This window comes from Flavobacterium soyangense (genome assembly GCF_015277675.1).
Classification (GTDB): Bacteria; Bacteroidota; Bacteroidia; order Flavobacteriales; family Flavobacteriaceae; genus Flavobacterium; species Flavobacterium soyangense.
The window spans coordinates 60,461-82,899 of sequence record NZ_JADHEC010000003.1 but is presented as its reverse complement, the minus strand read 5'-3'; the positions used below and the strand labels follow the sequence as shown (position 1 = coordinate 82,899).

The following is a 22,439-nucleotide window of genomic DNA, read 5'->3' as shown; positions in this document are numbered from 1 at the left end:
TTCTTGAAGTTTGAAGCATTGATTTCCCTATTTTTATAAACAAATTGGCTTTTTATGTTCAAAAATATTATCAATCTATTTTTTCCACCCGTTTGTGCTGGTTGTCATTCGTTTTTATTGTCGAATGAAAATGTGATTTGCACGCTTTGCCGGCACAATATTCCATTAACCAATCATCATTTGAATCCTGAAAACGAAGCTTTCAAAAAATTTTACGGGAGAATTCCAGTTGAATACACTTCGGCATTGTTGTATTTTCACAAAAAGGGAATTGTACAGGAATTAATTCACAACCTGAAATACAAAGGACAAGAAGAAATTGGAACTGTTCTGGGTGAATGGTATACCGAAGATTTAAAAGATTCAAAAATAATCCAATCTGTCGATGAAATAATTCCGGTGCCTTTGCACAAAAGGAAACTAAGAGAAAGGGGATACAATCAAGTAACTAATTTTGGAACTACGCTTTCCGAAGGTTTAAATATTGCCTATAATTCAAATATATTGGTTCGGAATATTTATTCCAAAACGCAGTCCAAGAAAACCCTATTGAATCGAAGTGATGGAATCGACACTATTTTTGATGTTGTTTTTACCGAAAAAGACCATAACAAACATTTTTTGTTGATAGATGATGTAATAACGACTGGTTCAACTCTAGAAGCCTGTTCGCACGCATTACTGAAAATCCCTGGAGCAAAAATTAGTATTGTTTGCATGGCCATGGCACATTCTTGATTAGTTGCAGAAAACCAGACCTGACAGGTTTTTAAAACCTGTCAGGTCTAAAAATTGTTATAAAAAACATTTCGTTTACAGCGAATATAATTGTTATTTTGTAGCTTCTTAATTATGACTCATTATGTTAAAAAACAACTTTAAATATATTCTACTTTTACTTGTATTGACAATGGTTGGCTGTGCCAAAAGAGGAAGTATTACTGGCGGTTTAAAGGACACTATTGCTCCGGTTTTGAAGATGAGTTTTCCGAAAAATTTCAGTACTAATTTTAAAGGAAACGAAATTAAATTAACTTTTGATGAATACATCAAGCTGAAGGACTTGAAAAAGCAATTGATTATTTCGCCGCCAATGAAGAACGAACCTTTAATTTTACCTACTACCACAAGCAAATACCTTACTATAAAAATAAACGATACCTTAAAACCCAATACAACTTATAGTTTCAATTTTGGACAAAGTATTGAGGATAATAACGAAGGAAATCCGTATAATCAGTTTAAATATGTGTTTTCGACTGGTGAAAATATAGATTCTTTAACCCTTAGCGGAAGCGTGAAAGATGCGTACAATAAAGAAGTGGAATCATTTGTTTCTGTAATGCTTTATGATGTGAATGATAAATTTAAGGATTCTGTGGTTTACAATCAAACTCCAAGATATATCACTAATACTTTAGACAGTTTGAAAACTTTTAAATTAGAAAATCTAAAAGCCGGGAAATATCTTTTGGTGGCAATGAAAGATTACAATTCTAACAATAAATTCAATCCCAAAAAAGACAAAATCGGGTTTAAAAAGGAGTTTATTACAATTCCAAATGATACAACTTATGAATTGAAATTATTCAAGGAAGTGCTTCCTTTTAAAGCTTACAAGCCTATACAGACTTCAGGAAACAAATTGATTTTGCCTTTTGAAGGGAAAACAAATGACGTGAAAATTACTTTAAAAAACGGAGCCGAAATACTACCAACAATTATTACTAAGTTTCCAAAAAAAGATTCACTTCAAGTTTGGTTTAAACCCTTGAAAGTAGATTCACTTTCATTAGCTGTGGGCAAGGATAAATACAAAGAAAAATTTGCCTTTAAAATTAAAACTCAGAAAAAAGACACCTTAAATATTAGTGCAGTACAAACTAGTTTCTTGAATTTTAGGGAACGGTTTACTTTAGAAAGTGCTACGCCATTGACTAAATTTGACAATTCAAAAATAAAACTCATCAATAAAGATTCCGTTTTGGTAGATTTTAAAACTGAATATGATGATTTTAATCAACGACTGTATTTTGATTTTAAAAAGGAGCCTTCTGAAAAATATACTTTCGAGATTATGCCAGGTGCCTTTACCGATTATTTGGGAAAATCGAATGAAAAAATTATTTATACCCTGAATACAAAGAGTTTTGCTGATTATGGAAACCTTATAGTGACTTTAAAAAACGCAAAACGCTTTCCTTTAATTGTTGAACTGACGAATGAAAAAGGAGATGTTTTGGCTTCTGAATATTCAGAAAATAATGCTAAAATTGAATTTAATTTGGTTGACCCAACATTGTTTTGGCTTCGTTTGATTTATGACGACAACAAAAATAAGATATGGGATTCTGGAAATTATCTAGAAAAACACCAAGCCGAGGAAGTGATCTATTTTTCGAAAGGAATTGACGTTCGGGCAAATTGGGATGTGGAACAAGTTTTTGACGTGAGTATTCCTTACACACCAGAACCCAAAAAGAAAGTAGACAAAAAAAAGAAAGATAAATCAATTGGTTTTTAATTCAAATATATCTCTATCGTTAAGAAATCCTAGTTTTTTTCTGGTTTCAAAAAGTTTTTCCTTGTTTAATTCAACTATGAATACGCCTTCTGTTTCTTGTGGTTCCAGAACATAATTTCCGAGACAATCAACCACTTGCGAATGTCCAACGTGTTCAAAATTATTGTTATCAAATCCTATTCTATTCACGCCAATAGTATAACACATATTTTCGACCGAGCGTGCTTTTATTAAAATATCCCAGACATTTGTGCGTACTTTTGGCCAATTGGCAACATAAATCAAAACATCATAATCTTCGACATTTCGGGTAAAAACCGGAAAACGCAAATCGTAACATACGAGCGGACAAATTTTCCAACCTAGATAATCCACAATCAATTTTTGTTTTCCAGAATTATATACTTTATCTTCTCCTGCCAAAGTAAATAAATGGCGTTTGTCATAAAATTGTATTTCGCCTGACGGAAAAACGAATACTAAACGGTTATAAAAATTGCCGTTTTCAGTGATAACTATGCTTCCTGTGATGGCATTATTCTTGGCTTTCGCCAAAGATTGAAGCCACAATATTGTTTCGCCTTGCATCGTTTCGGCAACCGCAGAAGGATTCATCGTAAAACCCGTCGTGAACATTTCTGGAAGCACGATCAAATCTACTTTTTCGGTAATGGCATAGATTTTTTCTTCGAAATAGTTTCGATTGGCAGTTGGGTTTTCCCAGGATAACGACGATTGGATCAGTGCCACTTTCATTTCATAAAATTACTAAAAAATGACACACAGATGACACAGATAAGCACGATTTTAAATTTGGTTGTAACAAAAAAACGCATCCAAATCATGAATGCGTTTTTGTATATTCTGTGAATATTTTTATCCTTTCATACTTGCAGATAAATATTCTCTGTTCATACGAGCAATGTTTTCCAAAGAAATTCCTTTAGGGCATTCCACTTCGCAAGCTCCTGTATTGGTACAGTTTCCGAAACCTTCAGCATCCATTTGTTTTACCATATTTAAAACTCGATCAGCCGCTTCCACTCTTCCTTGTGGCAATAATGCATATTGAGAAACTTTTGCAGCAACAAATAACATTGCCGATGAGTTTTTACAAGTCGCAACACAAGCACCACAACCAATACAAGTTGCAGCATCAAAGGCTCTGTCTGCATCGTGTTTTGGAATTGGAATAGTATTGGCATCAACCGGATTTCCGGAAGTATTTACTGACACAAACCCACCAGCGTGTTGTATCCTGTCAAAAGCGCTTCTGTCAACAACCAAATCTTTGATTACCGGAAAAGCGGCTGCTCTAAAGGGTTCGATAAAAATGGTATCGCCATCCTTGAACATTCTCATGTGCAATTGGCAGGTTGGTATTCCCCTGTCCGGTCCATGCGCCTCTCCGTTGATGAACAAAGAACAAGTTCCGCAAATCCCTTCGCGACAATCGTGGTCAAAAGATACTGGCTCGTCTCCTTTATTGATCAGTTGTTCGTTAAGAACATCGAGCATCTCAAGGAAAGACATATCGCCTTCGATTCCGTCTAGTGGATATTCAACTATTTTTCCGGCTGCTTTGGCATCTTTTTGACGCCATATTTGTAATGTAAGTTTCATAATATTTAGTTTATTGGCCATAAGGCAAAAGGCAAAAGTTGTATTATTTGCTCAATGACTTTATAAAGGCGTTTAACATTTTACTTTCTTCTGTTATTATTTGTGTTATTTCGTCAAATTTCAATTCACTTATAAATTTCAACTCTTTGCAATAATGATTTGCGTTTCTAATTCAAATAACGAACCTCTTGCGATTTTCAAAAAATGAATATAACTTATCGTTGAACTTCTTCCCCAGCCTTCGGCTATATTTGAAGGAATTGAAACCGCAGCTCTTTTTATTTGACTTTGTAAACCAAAGATTTCATCTTTTGGGAAACTTTCTAAATTAATATAAATTGTTTTTACAAGTAAAATGCCTTTTTGCCAAATCAATAAATCTTTATAGGATTTAAAATCACTCATATTTCTATTTTTTGACTAATTAACTTTTGACTGATGGCTCTTGCCTAAAGACTATTTATAACTACGAGTTACTAATTTAATGTTTTCAAATACCAATGGTTCTTTGTGTAAAACAGCATCACTAGGTTTTCCTTTATATTCCCATGCGGCAACATAAGCAAAGTTTTCATCGTCACGTTGTGCTTCTCCTTCTTCGGATTGGTATTCTTCACGGAAGTGACCTCCACATGATTCATTACGGTGCAAAGCATCTTTGGCAAACAATTCTCCTAATTCAAGGAAATCAGCAACACGACCTGCTTTTTCTAATTCTTGATTAAAACTATTCGCAGTTCCAGGTACTTTCACATCTTTATAAAACTCTTCACGCAAGGCGGCAATTTCTTCGATAGCTTCGGCTAAGCCTTTTGCATTACGGGCCATACCAACTTTATTCCACATGATTTTTCCTAATTTCTTGTGGAAATAATCAACAGAATGGGTTCCGTTATTATTGATGAATTTATCAATTTGGTCTTTCACTTTTTTCTCCGCTTCAACAAATTCAGGTAAATCGGTAGAGATTGTTCCTGTTTTAATGTCTGGAGCTAAATAATCTCCAATGGTGTATGGCAATACAAAATAACCATCGGCTAAACCTTGCATCAATGCCGAAGCACCTAATCTATTGGCACCGTGATCCGAGAAATTGGATTCTCCAATAGAGAAACAACCCGGAATCGTGGTTTGTAAGTTATAATCCACCCAAGTTCCACCCATTGTATAATGTACCGCGGGGTAAATCATCATCGGGGTTTTGTAGGGATCTTCATCAACGATTTTCTCATACATTTGAAACAAATTCCCGTATTTATTAGCAACAACGGCTGCTCCTAAATCGATAATTAATTTGGCATCATTGGCATCTAAACCTTTTATGTACGCTTGCTCTTTTCCGTAACGTTGTATCGCTGAAGCAAAATCCAAGTAAACAGCTTCACCCGTTTTGTTTACTCCAAAACCGGCGTCACATCTTTCTTTTGCGGCACGGGAAGCTACATCACGGGGCACCAAATTTCCAAAAGACGGGTATCTTCTTTCCAAGTAATAATCTCTTTCTTCTTCTTTTAAATCGGCTGGTTTTTTCTTTCCTTCACGAATCGCTTTGGCATCTTCGAGTTTTGCAGGAACCCAAATACGACCGTCATTACGCAATGATTCAGACATCAAAGTCAATTTCGATTGGTGATCTCCAGAAACAGGAATACAGGTTGGGTGAATTTGTGTGTAACAAGGATTGGCAAAAAACGCTCCTTTTTTATGTATTTTCCAAGCTGCGGTTGCATTACTTCCCATTGCGTAAGTCGAAAGGAAGAAAACATTTCCGTAACCACCTGATGCAATAACTACAGCATGAGCTGAATGTCTTTCGATTTCTCCAGTAACCAAGTTACGGGCGATAATGCCACGAGCTTTTCCGTCTACCAATACTAAATCCAGCATTTCGTGACGGGTATTTGATTTTATTTTCCCACGACCTATTTGACGGTTCATGGCAGAATAAGCACCTAATAATAATTGTTGTCCGGTTTGACCTTTGGCATAAAATGTTCTGGCTACCAATGTTCCACCAAAAGAACGATTGTCCAATAATCCACCATATTCACGTGCCAATGGAACACCTTGCATCACGCATTGGTCAATTATATTAGTAGAAACTTCGGCCAAACGGTGTACGTTAGCCTCACGAGAACGATAATCGCCTCCTTTTATAGTATCATAAAACAAACGGAAAGTGGAATCCCCGTCGCCTTGATAATTTTTTGCAGCGTTAATTCCTCCTTGTGCCGCAATTGAGTGTGCGCGACGTGGTGAATCTTGAAAGCAAAAAGTTTTTACGTTATATCCTAATTCTGCCAATGTTGCAGCAGCAGAACCTCCAGCAAGTCCAGTGCCAACAACGATAATATCGATATTACGTTTGTTAGCAGGATTTACTAAATTAATATGATCTTTATAATTTGTCCATTTGTCCGAAATTGGACCGCTAGGAACTTTTGAATCTAATGCCATTATAATTGAATATTAAATTTGATTAAAATGATGAAATAATGCAATAAAAATGAACCCAAAAGGAACTACTATTGCAAAAGCATATCCTACTTTTTGTAAAAATCTAGAGTATTTATTGCTAAATCCTACCGATTGAAATGATGAACCGAAGCCGTGCCACAAGTGTAATGACAACAATAAGAAAGCCACACAATACAAACCAGTACGAATTGGACTTTCGAATTTATGATTCAACTCTTCAAAATATCTAGTTGGTTCGATTGAATTAACATCTACATATTTGTAAACAATTTCTTGAACCCAAAAATCATAAAAATGTAGTCCGATAAATGCCAAAACCACTAATCCAGAAATAATCATATTTCTAGAAGCCCAAGAAGCATTTGCTGCTCCGTTGTAATTCACGTAAGCTATTGGTCTAGCTTTTCGGTTTTTAAGTTCTAAAACCATTCCCATAACGAAATGAAAAACAACACCGGCAATTAAAACGGGTTGCATAACAAATTGAATTAACGGATTGTAACCCATAAAATGTGACATCGCATTAAATGAATCGGCACTAAACACTGAAACCATATTAATAAAAAAGTGAAGCGATAGAAACGAAATCAAAAAAAGTCCTGAAAGCGCCATTGCCACTTTTTTAGCAATTGACGACTTCAATATTGCAGATTTTGCCATAAGTATTAAAATAAATTATTTTTTAAAGTGCCACAAAAATAAAGCAAATTGAGTTTAATCACAACCTTTTCTTGTTTAATTATGCTTAATAGACTGTTAATTATTTGATAAACAATACGAACCTTTTATACCCACTTCATTTTACCTTATTGTTACTGTTCAATACGTATTTTTTTGAGCTAGTATTGTGCCTAGGCTTATTGAAAAAATCGGATTGTCATTTTATTTGAAACATTTTATCAACTGCATAAAAATTAAAGCTGCTATTCTTCCTTTTTTGTTGCCAAAGTTTTTACTTTTGAGTACTCAAAGTTTAAAAATTAAATGTTATGAAATACCATCAAATAGACCGACAACTTTTTATAAAAAATCGCTCCAAATTCACGGCTCAAATGAAGCCAAATAGTGTGGCGGTTTTCAATTCGAATGATATTTATCCGGTTTCTGCCGATAGCACTTTACCATTCGCACAACATCGCGATATTTTCTATTTATCCGGCGTTGATCAAGAAGAAAGTATTCTATTGCTTTTTCCCGATGCACCCTATGAAAACCAACGTGAAATGCTATTCTTGAAAGAAACCAGCGAACACATTGCGATTTGGGAAGGCGAAAAACTAACCAAAGACAGAGCTTTTGAAGTTTCTGGAATAAAAACCGTGCATTGGTTACAGGATTTCGAAAAGGTTTTGTTCGAAATGATGACCCATTGCGAAACGGCTTATATCAATACGAATGAGCATTATCGCGCCACCGTGGAAACCGAAACCCGCGAAGCCCGTTTTGTAAAATGGTGGAAAGCCAAATATCCAGCCCATCAAGTAGCTAAAAGCAATCCTATTTTGCAACGCATTCGTTCCGTGAAAGAAACGGAAGAATTGGATTTAATCCAAAATGCCTGCAACATCACCGAAAAAGGCTTTAAAAGAATTCTTTCTTTCGTAAAACCAAATGTAACCGAATACGAAATCGAAGCCGAATTGATTCACGAATTTGTTCGAAATCGTTCTAAAGGCTTTGCTTATACTCCTATTATAGCTTCGGGTAACAATGCCAATGTATTGCATTACATCGAAAACAACCAACAATGTAAAGCCGGTGATTTAATCTTGCTTGACGTTGCCGCTGAATATGCCAATTATTCCAGCGATATGACGCGAACTATTCCGGTTTCCGGACGTTATTCCGACCGACAAAAAGCGGTTTACAATGCCGTTCTTCGAGTGAAAAATGAAGCAACAAAAATGCTTACGCCAGGAACCCTTTGGAAACAATATCAATTTGAAGTGGGCAAAATAATGACTTCGGAATTACTTGGTCTAGGACTTATCGACAAAGCCGATGTGCAAAACGAAAACCCGGATTGGCCAGCTTACAAAAAATATTTTATGCACGGCACTTCTCACCATATGGGATTAGACACGCATGATTACGGCATCTTGACCGAGCCAATGAAAGCCAATATGGTTTTTACCGTCGAGCCAGGAATCTACATTCCCGCCGAAGGTTTTGGAATCCGATTGGAAGATAATGTGGTAATTCAAAAAACTGGAGAACCTTTTAACTTAATGCGCAATATTCCAATTGAAATTGAAGAAATTGAAACACTTATGAATTCTTGATTTAGAGGATAGAATATAGAGAAAAGAAAATAGACGGTTTGCAGCAATGTAATCCGTTTTTTAAAAATTTACAAAAAAAATAAAATGAAAAGACTTTTTTCCCTTTTAATGCTGTTTATTGGCTTGAATAGCTTTGGTCAAAACTCAGAAGTAATCAACAAACTTTTTAAAACCAAAATCAAAGCGAACGTAACCATAAATGACACAATTAACTTAGACAACTTCAAAGAATTAGTTATTATTCCTGGAGGCCATTTTAGAAAAGAACTTGAAAAAATAAATTATTTTTCACAAATTATGACTTTTGAAGAGTTTCAAAAAGAAATTAAAAAAGGAGGATTTGACGTTTCAAAATATAACATAAATACTAAAGAAGGTGCAGAATTCATTTTTAAGGATTATAAAAAATTTATTTTTGTAGCTCAAACACTTTCAAACACAGATAAAGACACTCGACAAATAATTATAGTCGACCCTTCGAAAGGAAAAGTGTTTGAAGTTGAAGGAAAACTAAAGACTAATGTTATAGGGATTTCTGCTGGCACAACATATATGCCCGAAGAAATGAACAATGCTATGTTGAATGAACTTGTAAATTATATTAGGACAAACTCTAAAACATATAAATAATCAAATTGCTGTTTTGAGTATTAAGTTTAAACCATATAAGTCATATAAGTTTTTCTTATATGACTTATATGGTTTAAAAATTTTAGCCTTATTTTTGCTTCAAGTTTACAACTATGAATCAAATCCTCTACAAAAACACGAAAATCTCCTATTCTGATTCTGGGAAAGGCGGCGCTATTGTGTTGCTTCACGGCTTTCTTGAAAACCAAACAATGTGGCAGGAATTGATCCCGGAATTATGTAAAAGACATCGCATCATCACCATCGATTTGTTGGGCCACGGCGAATCAGGATGCTTAGGTTATGTGCATTCTATGGAGGAAAACGCCGATGCAGTTCATTCTGTTTTATCGGAATTACGAATCCGAAAAGCGATTTTTGTTGGGCATTCTATGGGCGGTTACGTGGCATTGGCTTTTGCCGAATTGTATCCCGACAATGTAAAAGGGTTGGTTTTATTAAATTCGACTTCAAAAGCCGACAGCGAGGAACGAAAAAAGAATAGAGATCGCGCCATAAAAGCCGTAAAGAAAGATTATATGGGTTTTATTCGGCTTTCGATTGCCAATCTTTTTAGCCCGGATAATCGTGAAAAATTTAGTGCCGAAAGCGAAAGCGTAAAATTAGAAGCGCTAAAAACGCCTTTACAAGGAATTGTTGCTTCACTCGAAGGAATGAAAATCCGCAAAGACCGCGAAGTTTTATTGCATCTTACTCCCTTCCCGAAAATGCTTATTCTCGGAAAAAAAGATCCTGTTTTAATCTACCCAGAATCTTTGGAGCAAATAGAAAATACCGACGTAAAACTAGTCACTTTCTCCGACGGACACATGAGTGCTATTGAAAATCAGGAAGAATTAAAAGAGGTTTTATTAGCGTTTTTTAAAGCGATTTAAATTTTCTCCTCAAATTAGAAACATCTTTTTCTTAACTAAACTACTTATAATTCTCTTTGTGTCCTTTGCGAAATCTTAGCGAACTTTGCGGTTAAACCTTTTCCTCAAAAGAAATGTTCACATCTAGAATTTCATTCAACAACAAAACCATTTGTTCTAAATAATTATTCAAAATTTCTTCGCCAATAATTACATTTCCTTCTTTCCCATCTTTAAAATTGAAAGGCAAAAAACCAGATTTTAAGTTTTTGAATGAGATAATTCCAGCTTCAATCGGCTTACCGTTTGCTTCTTTTTCGAACATAAAAACATACGCCAAAACTTGGATGATTTTATCGTTTTTGATGTCTTCAGTCAAACCTTTCCATGATTTTAATGTGACATTTGTCTTTTCAACTTTTCCGGTTTTATAATCGATGATTCTAATGTTTCCATTACGTTCTTCAATTCGATCCACTGATCCACCAATTTTTACAGGAAATGGCAAACTTGGATGTTCCAATATTCGTTCGAATCGTTGTTCTAATGCCAGAATTTTTATAGCATCTCCCTTTTTTATATTTTCCAATTCTACCTTCAAGAAATTGAAAACATTCCGTTTAGCGACTTCAAAAGCCAAAAGATTGCGCCCTTTCTTGATTTCACCTTCTTTGTAAACGAGCTTGAATTGTTTCAAAACTTCATCATCCATCAATTTAAAACAGCTTAAAACAGCTGCTTCAGACAAAAACTTACCAATAAACGGTTCGTATAAAACCTTTAAAGTTTCGTGAATGATGGTTCCCAAAGTATTTAAAGCGATATTTTCCTCAACTTCTTCGACTTCACTGATGCGTAAAATCTTTTGGAAATAAAAATCGATCGGATTCCTGATGTAACTCGTTAATGCTGATGGCGAAAAACCTTTATCGGCAATATCTTTTAATCGCAACATCACTAATTCCGATTTTGGAATCACCATTGGCTGATAAGCAGTTTCGGGCAAAACCACATTGTAAATTTCGTGGGTCAATAGGTGTTTTGGTTGTCTTTCGACTTCTAATTGAGTGATAAAACGACTTTTTTCGCCAGCGTCTAAACCTTCACTTTCGGTGTTATAAATCAAATAAATATTTTTGGCACGTTGCAATAAATGGTAGAAATGATAGGTATAAATGGCGTCTTTTTCTTTGAAAGTCGGCAAGCCTAATTCTCTTTTCACATCATACGGAATAAACGAATTCTGTGATTTCCCGGCAGGCAATTTACCTTCATTCATTGATGTGATAATAACAGTTTCGAAATCCAAAACGCGGCTTTCCAAAACCCCCATAATTTGCAAACCATTCAAAGGTTCTCCTTCAAAAGAAACTTCGGCCAAATCAATTACTTGTTTGTAAATGGCATAAAGTGTCTCGATTTTATCAATATGCAAATGTTTCGAATAGTAATTTATCAGTTTATTAATAACTTTGAAAATTGCATAAACAAAGGCTTTGGTGATTTTTTCTTCTTCGTTTTCGTTACTTAAATTAGTTTTAATCGTTAGTAACAAATTAGAAATGGTTTCCAAAACCGCCATCGAACCAGTCTCCCATTTTTTGAATAATAAAAGAAACAAATCACTTGGATTTGGATTCAATTCCAACAATTTATGATGAGTAATAAACGTATAATTATTCTGATTGATAATACCAACTAACACACTAGTTTTGGCAAAAGGCTCCACCAAAGGATGTGTTAAAATATCCAAAATGTCTTTGTAATATAACACATAACTCTTGGCATTTCTTGCCAAGGCATTAGTGTGCATTTTGAACAATTTCGCAATCAAAATCTGGGCCGGATTGTTCTTGCTCGAATAACCCATCGTGATATTCAATGCTCCAACAGTTGATGGTAACGAATATAAAAGCGGCACCAAAAGGTTTTCTTCCCCGAGAACAACGGCAACCTTGTCTAATGTGGCATTCGGATTATCCTTAATAATATTTTCAATGATGCTTCCAGTAATTTTGGCTTGACCAATTGTTTTAGGTGTTCCAATAATTTGAATGTTTTTAGATTGCGAAAAGTCGTCTACAATCCATTCAAAAGGACTGGATTTATAATGTTTCCAACTTTCTTTGAACCGTCGCACAAACAATCCTGCATCGTGAAATGGGTCACTAAGAAACGTTTTATCTACATCCCAGTATATTGAAGCCTGATCAGATGCTATTAAATGCTGAATAATTCCTTCTTCGGCGGCATTAAGTGCATTGAACCCAGCAAAAACAAATTGTTTTTCTTTAATGGAATCCGAAAAATGATTAAGATTATTAACTGCTTCCCGATAAATTAATCCCTGATAACCTATCCCTTTGTTGAGTAAATGATTGTAAAGTGATTGATAATAATTGGGCAACAGTTTCCAAAAATCAATGTAATTTTCGAGTAATTGGGTTTTATTTTCGACTTCAATTCCCCATTTTTTAATGTCTTCGATGTCTTTTAGATACGAAAGAACGTGTGATGGCACTAATAAGTAGCGGTCAATTTCGTTGAAATCCTGTAAAAGTGTTTTGGCCCAATTGGCAAATAATTCAAACGATTGTTGATTTACTTTTTCGGTAATCGAAAGATAAACTTCATAGAATTCAAATAATAATTCTATTGGATCTACAGCACGAATACTTGCTATATCTTGAATAAATTCTTCAATACTAATAATCTCTGGAGATACAATATTAGTTTCAACTTGTTTTTTTAAAGCTTCAATCAGAAATATTTTGGCACGCTTGTTTGGCAAAACAACAGTTGTGTTTGATAGTTTTCCTGAATAGTCTTCAATTAAAACTTTTGCTATTCTATTTAAAAAAGAAGTATTTGTCATTCTATAAATATAAAAAAAGCCATTCAATTTAGAATGGCTTTTTAAAATTATTTATTTAAAAGTAAATTACATTTTACCTTCGTATATAGAACCTATGTGTCTAACTTCAGTTCTTCTGTTTTGAGCTTTACCAGCTTTAGTTTTGTTTGTAGCAATTGGCTTAGTTTCACCAAAACCTACAGCAGCTAAATTTTCAGATTTAACTCCTTTCTCTATTAAAGCGTTTCTAACAGCATTAGCTCTGTCTTCAGAAAGTTTCTGATTGAATGCATTAGAACCGTCGCTATCTGTATGTCCTTCAATGCTAAATTTAGCATTTGGATAGTTTTTAAGAATTTCTCTCATAGCATCTAAACTTGCTATTGTTGCAGCATCTCCCTCTTTGAAAGTCGATTTACCTGTATTAAAGAAAACCGATCTAGCTTGAATTTTAAGACTTTCAACGACCTCTGGAGTTACTTCAGGACATCCTTTATTGCTAGCAGGACCAGCTACAGTAGGACAATCATCTTCTAAATCTGGAACACCATCTTTGTCAGCATCTAATACTGGACAACCTTGATTACTTATAGGACCAGCTACAGTAGGACATTTGTCATCTTTATCAGCAAGACCATCTCCATCAGTATCAGGACAACCTTTGAATTTAGCTAAACCTGCTGTATCAGGACAAGCATCATCTTTATCAGCAATTCCGTCTCCATCTTTATCAGGACAACCGTTCAAAGCAGCTAAACCAAACTCAGTTGGACAAGCATCGCTTCCGTCAATGATTCCATCACCATCAGTATCAGGACAACCATTAAATTGTTTTAAACCTGCAACTTCTGGACAGGCATCGTCTTTGTCATAAATTCCATCTCCATCAGTATCTTTCCCGCCAAATTTAAATGTAAGACCAGCTGTATGTTGAATATGAGTAGGTGCTACTGGAGTAGATACATCACCATTGTCTCTATCACCAAATGAATGCTTATAAGTAGATTCTAATGAAAACCCAACATTTTCAGAAAACCAAAAAGTTAAACCAAGTCCTGGATTTATGGTTCCGAAACTATTGTCTCCAAAGAAAGTATAACCTCCACCAAGATGTAAGGAAGGATCAATCACTTTAGATTTAATTAAACTCATAAAACTGTATTTAACACTGGCATCAATGCCATAATACATTAAATCTCCTGGATTAGAAACCACATATCCACGAGAATCATGACCAACAGCAGTAGGATTAAAACTAACAAATTTGTCTATTTTGTTTACAGAACCCTGAATTCCAAAAGAAAAATTATCCCCTACATATTTAGATAAACCGATATACGATATTGAAGGAAGAATGTTCCAATTGTCTTTAGCAGCGAATATTTGAGAAACATGAGCGTCTAGCGAATTTTTCCCTCCGCGTGCACTAGTTTTAGTATCAACTGCATTTACCCCAAAAGAGAGTGCCCATTGGTTGTTTTTGTCTTGCGCATATGAGCTTAAGCTCATTGCCATTATCACAATAAATAAAATTTTGTCTAGATGTTTCATACTTAAATTGGTTTAATTACGATTTAGTTAATTTTAAACAAAAGTAATCCGTAATTTTTTAACTACAAAATAAAAAGTTAAAAAAAACACGCAAAAACCTATAAAAGCGTGAATTATACAATATTTAGATTCATTCCAACTTCCACAAAAGCTTGAATCGCTTTATCCAAATGTTCTTTTGTGTGTGAGGCCGAAAGTTGCACCCTGATTCTTGCTTTATCCTTTGGCACAACTGGAAAAAAGAAGCCAATAACATAGATTCCTTTCTTCAAAAGTTCGTTTGCCATAGTCTGGGCTAATTTTGCATCATATAACATCACAGGAACAATGGCAGAATCACCGTCAATAATATCAAAACCAGCATTTTTCATTCCTGATTTGAAATAATTGGTATTCCATTCCAATTTATCCCGAAGTGTTGTATCTTTTTCCAACAATTCAAAAACCTTTATGGAAGCTCCAACAATTGCCGGAGCCAATGAATTTGAAAACAAATATGGCCTGGAGCGTTGACGCAGTATTTCGACAATTTCCTTTTTGGCCGTGGTGTAACCTCCCATCGCGCCGCCAAGTGCTTTTCCTAATGTTCCTGTAATGATGTCAACTCTTCCCATTACCCCTTTTGCCTCGAGAGTTCCTTTTCCAGTTGCGCCTATAAATCCAGCAGCGTGACATTCGTCAACCATCACCATTGCATCATATTTATCAGCTAAATCACATATTTTGTCTAATGGAGCAACAATGCCATCCATAGAGAAAACACCATCTGTGACAATAAGTTTGAAACGAACACCAGATTCATTGGCTTTTATTAATTGTTGTTCCAAATCTTCCATATTGCTATTTTCATATCGATAACGATTCGCTTTACACAAGCGAACTCCGTCAATAATTGAAGCGTGGTTTAAACTGTCCGAAATTATTGCATCGTTTTCATTTAACAAAGGTTCAAAAACGCCTCCATTGGCATCAAAAGCCGCAGCGTACAAAATCGTATCTTCAGTTCCATAAAAATCAGAAATCTTTTTTTCTAAAGTTTTATGAATATCCTGCGTTCCACAAATAAACCGAACGGATGACATTCCAAAACCGTGCGTATCCATCGTGTCTTTTGCCGCCTGGATCACTTCGGGATGAGATGACAATCCAAGATAATTATTGGCGCAAAAATTCAAAACCGTCTCTCCATTCACAGTGATTTCAGCTCCCTGTGGCGAGGTGATGATTCTTTCTTTCTTGAAAATTCCGTCGTCTTCAATGGTTTGAAGTTCATTTTGCAGATATTCTCTTATTTTTCCGTACATATTTTTATTTCTTATGTTTAAGTGTCAAAGATTTCTACAAATTTACCACATTGATTTGTTCACCAATATAAATAAGTGCTTTTTTTACAACCTTATAACCCATTAATTCAATTGCATTTTGATAATTTTCCAATTGTAATTGATACTTTGAATTATGTGTTCCGGTTTTATAATCCAAAAGGTAAACTTCCTTGTGATTTGTCAAAACCATTCGGTCAGGCTTGATGGTGTTTCCAAGTTTTTGAATAATGGTTTGTTCATTCAATACCTCGTTTCCTTCGGCAAAATAATTTGAAAGTTCCGAATGATTGACAATTTCCTGAATGGTTTTATAAACCACTTCTTTTTGATTCATAGTAATTAATCCACTTTCGATAGCTTTTGTAATGGCTAAATCAACATCAGTTTTAATTTTTATAAAAGACAAAATTTCGTGAACCACATTTCCATATTCTATTGCTTCTTGCTGATGCGTTCCCCACATCAATGCTTCTCTTTGGGCGATTTTAATGTTTTTGGGATTCAAAATTTCTGAAACTAAAGAAATAGTTTTCAAAGTATCGACGTGTTTTTTCTCGTCTGACAATTTGGCAGGATTTCCAAATTCGTATTCGAATTTATCTTCTTCAAATTTTCCTTTATTAATCAGATAATTGACAAAAAAAGTAGCCATATTATTCTTTCTCACAACACCTTTGGAATCTAAATTCATATTCGAAATCACATATAATTGTTCTTCGGCTCGTGTCAAAGCCACATACAAAATATTAATATTGTCTAATAATTCTTCCTGTGATTTTTGGCTATAAACAGCTTTTGCCGTTTCTCCAAAACCTTCAACGGCTTTGCTGTTATCAACCAATACTTTTGGCAGTCCAAAATCCTCTACTTCTGTGTCAATCCATAATTTATTTTTTGGACTGCGACTGTAATCTTCATCGGCAAAAGGCATAATTACGACTGGGAATTCCAATCCTTTAGAAGTATGAATAGTCATTATCCGAACCGCATTATTCCCCTCGGGCGAAGGAATGCTGAATTTCTCCGAATTTTTGTCCCAGTAATTTAAAAAATCTGATATTCCCGCTTGATTGCGAATATCTCTTTCAAGAACGATATCCATAAAATACTGAACGTAAGCATTGCTTTTATTGAGATTAAGGAATTTAGAAACAATAATCTCAACCGCTTCATACAAAGATTTTTTTTTGATGTTTTGAAAAGACAAGCTAACGTCAAAACTCTCAAGCCAATTCTCAAAATCCATTTCATTTACAAACCCCATTCCTTGCGCAATAAAATCGTGAATTGGAAATTTGTCTTGACTATTTTGCGCTAAATAATGCAAGAAATAGGCTTTTGATTCTTTATCCGAATTGTTTTTTAAGTACTTTAACAAATGGATAATGAATCGGACTTCGGTGGCATTTTTTATCATCAATGTTTCTGAAGACAAAAGCGGAATTCCTTGCTCTGTCAAATAATTGGCAACTGCAATTCCTTGACTGCGTTTCCGTGTCAAAACAACAATTTCCTTATATTCAAAACCCTGTTTCACAACTTTTTGAATGGTGTTTAAAGTCGTCAAAATATACAATTCTGTTTTACCCAAAGCCTCTTCGTCGTCTTCCTCATTTTCAACTTTTGGAATAAAAGAAATATTCACATAACCCCCTGTTTTAGTATTACTTTTTTGATGGCTGTGATTGGCATACAAATCCTTGTAATCTTCTTGTTCGAATTCATTGGACAACAATTGAAAAAACTCGTTGTTGAATTCGATTATTTGCGAATAAGAGCGGTAATTTTTATCTAAATGAAAGGGCTTTTTATCAGGATTGTTGAACGGATTATGGTCTTTACTCAATTCTATAAACTGTTCTGCTTTGCCTCCACGCCAGCGATAAATGGACTGCTTTGGGTCTCCAACAATCATCAAAGTTCCTTTTTCACCTTCGAATTCGCTTGATGTAGCGTTGTCAATAAGCGGAATCAGATTTTGCCATTGCATTTCAGAAGTGTCTTGAAATTCATCTATAAAAAAATGACGATAGCGTTCGCCCAATCTTTCGTAGATAAACGGAGCCGGTTGGTTTTGAATTTCTCGATGAATAATGGCGTTAAACTCGGAAATGGAAAGCACGTTTTGTTCACTTTGAATTTTTGTCAATTCATTGCTGACGGTATTCAACAAAGATAAAGGCGTAATGTTTTTCAGGAATGCTTTGTAAAAATCCCGTTTTTCAAAGTTTTTATAAACAGTCGCAAGAATCTTCAATAATTCCGGGATAATATTTTCAATTAAAGCACCGTCTTTAGCGGTTTTATTGATTTTTATGTCTTCAGATTCGTGGTAAGTTTTATTTTTTGGATTGAATTTTCCTTCTTGAATGCTTTGTAAATGTTTGGGGAAATAAGCCCCAGAAAAGGATTTGGTATCAATTCCGTTTTTCTCAATTAATTGTAATGCACTTTCTGCAATTGCTGTATTTTCTTTTTCCAAAGCTTTGCAGGCTTCGGAAAGTTTTTCTTTTATTTCGACAAATTCCGTGATGGATTTATCTTGAAAATGAGTAATTTCATTTCGGTTATTTTCATTGAGAACCAAACGACCTGTTTCGAGAATTTCTCTGGAAATGTCCCAAGATTTGTCGTCATCAGTTTTTTCCATTGTGAAATCGATCAGCAATTTTGTCAAGGTTTCATCTTCTCCGGCTTGAGCAATAATGGCATCGACGGCTTCTGTGAGCAGATTTTCAGTGTCCAAAGTCACTTCAAAAGTCATTGGCAAACCTAAATCGTGTGCAAAAGCACGAATGACTTTGTGCGTGAATTTATCGATTGTCGAAATATCAAAAGCCGCATAATTGTGAATAATATGCTTGATGATTTGTTGCGATTTGGTTTTGATTTGGATAATGGAAAGTTCCGTTTCTATGGCCAAATGTTGCATTAAATCCTGAGCTTTTTCGCTTGGATTGTCTTTTGAAAACTCGGATAAACTGCCCACGATTCTGCTTTTCATTTCGTGCACCGCTTTGTTGGTAAACGTGATGGCGAGAATGTTTCGATAGGCATCATTTTTATTGGCAACGAGAATGATTTTCAGGTATTCTTTGACGAGTGCATAGGTTTTCCCGGAACCTGCCGATGCGTCATATATGGAGAATGATGGTCTTTGCATTTAGATTTTTGATTTCAGAGTAACGATTTTTGACCCGAGCGATAGCGAACTGGCGAAGCATTTCAGATTTAGTTCCTTATCCCGAATGCCCTGATGGAAGGGAAAATCCTCGCCATTTTTCTTGGCGAGATTGGAATGACAGCAGGAAAAAGCTCCTCACTTCGAAAGCTCAGTGTGATATAAAACAGCACTATCAATTAATTTAATAAAACTATAACGAAATAGAATTTCCAATTCCAAAGTTAATTGTTTATTTTTGAATAAAATATTTATAAATCATTAAACAACTATATTATGGCTTTCGAATTACCACAATTACCTTATGCGTATGACGCATTGGAACCTTATATTGATGCGCGCACTATGGAAATCCATCTTACAAAACACCATAATGCTTATATCACTAACGTAAATGCCGCTATTGCAGGAACAGATTTAGAAGGAAAAAGCATTGAAGATATTTTGACAAATTTGGATATGAAAAATATGGCTGTTCGTAACAACAGCGGCGGACATTTCAATCACAGTTTGTTTTGGACAATTATGTCTCCAAACGGCGGCGGATTGCCAACAGGAGAATTATTGACTGCAATTGAAAGTGCTTTTGGAACATTTGAAGCGTTTAAAGCGGCTTTTGCCAAAGCTGGAATCACACAGTTTGGTTCAGGATGGGCTTGGCTTTGTGTAAAAGATGGTAAATTAGAAGTTTGCGGAACACCAAATCAAGATAATACTTTAATGCCTGGCGTAGGTTGTGGCGGAAGACCAATACTTGGAATGGATGTGTGGGAACATGCTTATTATTTGCATTATCAAAACAGAAGACCGGACTATGTTGAAGCTTTCTTCAATGTAATAAACTGGGATGAAGTTGCCAGAAGATATGCTTTAGAGAAATAGTCTTTTAAGAAACTAGACTTTAACTGATAGACGAATAGACTTGAAAAGGTTTGTTCGTCTATTTTTTTGTCTTTTATCTAATAAAAGGTTATTATCTATTCTCTTTCCCTTGACTTTATTCCAATAAAAAAGGTGAAATTGCTTTCACCCTTTTTGCCCCAAATCTACCATAAACTTAACCTACTAATATTATGGTGAATCAAAGATATAATCACAATATGCTAATAACAAATAAATTAGATGAAATACACAAAAACTCGATGAACTACTAAAATATTGATCTATTAATATGCTCTTGCATTTTTACCTTCATAAAAATTCATAAATGCCTTATTTACAACACGGTTACCCCCAGAAGTTGGATAATCCCCGGTGAAATACCAATCCCCTAAATTCTTTGGACAAGCGATGTGCAAATTCTCAACCGTTTGGAAAATAATTTTCACTTCGGCATTGATTTCTGGTGAACTCAAAAGTTGTGCTATTTTATCTGAAATTTCTTGCGGTTGAAATGGAGCATAAATTTCGGTGACAAAATTAAGGACTTCATGATCCATTAAATCCTGCTGTTGCTTACATTTGGCATAAACTTCATCGACAATATGGTATAGGTTTCTTTCTTTTAAAAGTTCTAATGCAGCTCTAAACGCCACCAATCCTTCAAGTTTTGCCATATCAATTCCGTAACAATCCGGATACCTAATTTGCGGTGCCGATGAAACTACAACTATACTTTTGGGTTTCAACCGATCCATCATTTTGATAATACTCATTTTGAGTGTTGTTCCACGCACAATGCTATCATCAATAATTACCAAATTATCTGTTGGTTTAATAACGCCATACGTAACATCATATACGTGGGCAACCAAATCATCTCGGCTACTGTCTTCAGTGATGAAAGTTCGCAGTTTTGCATCTTTAATAGCCACTTTCTCGGTTCTGATTTTTACTGAAAGGATTTCCTCGAGTTTTTCTCTTGTCAGTTTTTTTCTGTTCTCGAGAATGTAATTATTCTTCCTTTGATTCAAAAAATCCTGAGCCGCTTCGACCATTCCATAGAAAGAAGTTTCGGCAGTGTTTGGAATATAGGAAAAAACGGTGTTGTCTGTGTCGTTATCAATGGCTTCTAAAACGGCTGGTAGAATTAGTTTTCCCAAGTTTTTTCGTTCCTGATATATTTCGGCATCACTACCACGAGAAAAATAAATTCTTTCAAAAGAACACGCTTTTTTTATAGTTGGCGGAAGAATTTCTTCTTCTGTAACTTTTCCGTTTTTCTTGATGATTAAGGCTTTTCCGGGTTGAAGTTCTTTTACTTTTTCGAAATCTACATTGAAAACTGTTTGAATAACCGGTCGTTCCGATGCCACTACCACAATTTCATCGTCTTCATAAAAATAAGCAGGACGAATTCCAGCTGGATCTCTAAAAACAAAAGCGTCTCCGTGACCCAAAAGCCCAGTCATTGCATAACCACCGTCTAAATTTTTTGAAGCTCTGGTCAAAATCTTGGCAATATCTAATCTTTCTGCAATTACTGGAGAAGCTTCTTGTTTTGTCAAGCCTTCATTTTTGCAATCTTGATACAATTCAATAACAGCTTTATCTAAAAAATGACCTATTTTTTCCATTACGGTAACCGTATCCGTCATTTCTTTTGGATGCTGTCCTAAATCAACAAGATTTTGAAAAAGTTCTTTTACATTAGTCATATTGAAATTTCCAGCCAATATCAGATTTCTATGCATCCAATTGTTTTGACGTAAAAAAGGGTGTACGCTTTCGATGCTGTTTTTTCCAAAGGTTCCATAACGAACGTGTCCCAAAAACAATTCACCCAAATAAGGGATTTTCCTTTTTTGCAAAGCCACATCGTCCAAATATTCAGGATGTAATGCTAATTCTTCATTTATCCTGTCGTTTATTTGGGCAAAAACATCTTGGATAGGTTGAGCATCATTCGACCTAACTCTGCTTATATATCTTTCACCCGGTTCCACATCAAGTTTGATGCTTGCAAAACCTGCTCCGTCTTGTCCTCGATTGTGCTGCTTTTCCATTAGGAGATACATTTTTTGTATACCGTAGAAAGCAGTGCCGTATTTTTCTTTGTAGAATTCTAACGGCTTTTTTAATCTTAAAAGGGCAATGCCACATTCGTGTTTAATTGCGTCGCTCATTGTTGTTGTAATTTGTAGTTAATTATTTTTAACGCAGTTTGCAAATTAAAA

At 35.0% G+C, this 22,439-nt stretch carries 16 protein-coding genes; 6 read left to right on the top strand and 10 right to left on the bottom strand.

All coding sequences use genetic code 11. The features are described 5' to 3' along the window. Positions 1-54: 54 nt before the first annotated feature. Positions 55-738, top strand: coding sequence for a ComF family protein (locus IR213_RS02225; RefSeq protein ID WP_194310685.1), 684 nt, complete (start codon positions 55-57; stop codon positions 736-738). 124 nt (positions 739-862) lie between these two features. Next, positions 863-2,524, top strand: a complete 1,662-nt coding sequence (locus IR213_RS02220; RefSeq protein WP_194310684.1) for an Ig-like domain-containing protein — start codon at positions 863-865, stop codon at positions 2,522-2,524. On the opposite strand, the gene IR213_RS02215 is transcribed toward IR213_RS02220, so the two are convergent. From IR213_RS02215 to IR213_RS02195, 5 genes are all read right to left on the bottom strand, one after another. Then, the gene (locus IR213_RS02215) at positions 2,510-3,280 is read right to left on the bottom strand and encodes a nitrilase family protein (RefSeq protein WP_194310683.1); all 771 of its coding nucleotides are present in this window, start codon (positions 3,278-3,280) and stop codon (positions 2,510-2,512) included. The genes IR213_RS02220 and IR213_RS02215 overlap by 15 nt on opposite strands. Positions 3,281-3,400: 120 nt before the next feature. After that, positions 3,401-4,147 (bottom strand): succinate dehydrogenase/fumarate reductase iron-sulfur subunit, encoded by a 747-nt coding sequence (locus IR213_RS02210; protein ID WP_194310682.1) that lies wholly within the window; start codon positions 4,145-4,147, stop codon positions 3,401-3,403. A gap of 138 nt (positions 4,148-4,285) precedes the next feature. After that, a complete protein-coding gene (locus IR213_RS02205) occupies positions 4,286-4,552 on the bottom strand; it encodes a four helix bundle protein (RefSeq protein ID WP_317173105.1) in 267 nt (88 codons plus the stop codon). Between the two features lie 51 nt (positions 4,553-4,603). Next, on the bottom strand, positions 4,604-6,604 hold the full coding sequence (locus IR213_RS02200) for a fumarate reductase/succinate dehydrogenase flavoprotein subunit (protein WP_194310681.1): 2,001 nt from the start codon (positions 6,602-6,604) through the stop codon (positions 4,604-4,606). Between the two features lie 12 nt (positions 6,605-6,616). Further along, positions 6,617-7,285, bottom strand: a complete 669-nt coding sequence (locus tag IR213_RS02195; protein ID WP_194310680.1) for a succinate dehydrogenase cytochrome b subunit — start codon at positions 7,283-7,285, stop codon at positions 6,617-6,619. 329 nt (positions 7,286-7,614) lie between these two features. Between IR213_RS02195 and IR213_RS02190 the strand changes: the two genes are divergently transcribed. The 3 genes from IR213_RS02190 to IR213_RS02180 all read left to right on the top strand — a co-directional run bounded on the left by IR213_RS02190 (position 7,615) and on the right by IR213_RS02180 (position 10,433). Continuing rightward, on the top strand, positions 7,615-8,907 hold the full coding sequence (locus IR213_RS02190) for an aminopeptidase P family protein (RefSeq protein WP_194310679.1): 1,293 nt from the start codon (positions 7,615-7,617) through the stop codon (positions 8,905-8,907). Positions 8,908-8,991: 84 nt separating this feature from the next. Next, entirely contained in the window at positions 8,992-9,537 is a 546-nt protein-coding gene (locus IR213_RS02185; protein WP_194310678.1) for a hypothetical protein, read from the top strand. Positions 9,538-9,650: 113 nt separating this feature from the next. Further along, positions 9,651-10,433, top strand: coding sequence for an alpha/beta fold hydrolase (locus IR213_RS02180; RefSeq protein WP_194310677.1), 783 nt, complete (start codon positions 9,651-9,653; stop codon positions 10,431-10,433). A 91-nt stretch (positions 10,434-10,524) separates the two neighbouring features. Here the strand turns inward: IR213_RS02180 and IR213_RS02175 are convergent, their stop codons facing one another. The 4 genes from IR213_RS02175 to IR213_RS02160 form a co-directional block, all read right to left on the bottom strand. Next, complete coding sequence (locus IR213_RS02175; protein ID WP_194310676.1) at positions 10,525-13,287, bottom strand: PD-(D/E)XK nuclease family protein; 2,763 nt, start codon at positions 13,285-13,287, stop codon at positions 10,525-10,527. Between the two features lie 66 nt (positions 13,288-13,353). Next, complete coding sequence (locus IR213_RS02170) at positions 13,354-14,817, bottom strand: OmpA family protein (protein ID WP_194310675.1); 1,464 nt, start codon at positions 14,815-14,817, stop codon at positions 13,354-13,356. Positions 14,818-14,930: 113 nt separating this feature from the next. Beyond that, complete coding sequence (gene kbl / locus IR213_RS02165; protein ID WP_194310674.1) at positions 14,931-16,121, bottom strand: glycine C-acetyltransferase; 1,191 nt, start codon at positions 16,119-16,121, stop codon at positions 14,931-14,933. 34 nt (positions 16,122-16,155) lie between these two features. Next, entirely contained in the window at positions 16,156-19,305 is a 3,150-nt protein-coding gene (locus IR213_RS02160; RefSeq protein ID WP_194310673.1) for a UvrD-helicase domain-containing protein, read from the bottom strand. A 294-nt stretch (positions 19,306-19,599) separates the two neighbouring features. Between IR213_RS02160 and IR213_RS02155 the strand changes: the two genes are divergently transcribed. Next, positions 19,600-20,205, top strand: a complete 606-nt coding sequence (locus tag IR213_RS02155) for a superoxide dismutase (protein ID WP_228479060.1) — start codon at positions 19,600-19,602, stop codon at positions 20,203-20,205. 284 nt (positions 20,206-20,489) lie between these two features. Here the strand turns inward: IR213_RS02155 and IR213_RS02150 are convergent, their stop codons facing one another. Continuing rightward, positions 20,490-22,388, bottom strand: a complete 1,899-nt coding sequence (locus IR213_RS02150) for an amidophosphoribosyltransferase (protein WP_194310672.1) — start codon at positions 22,386-22,388, stop codon at positions 20,490-20,492. Positions 22,389-22,439: the final 51 nt, after the last annotated feature.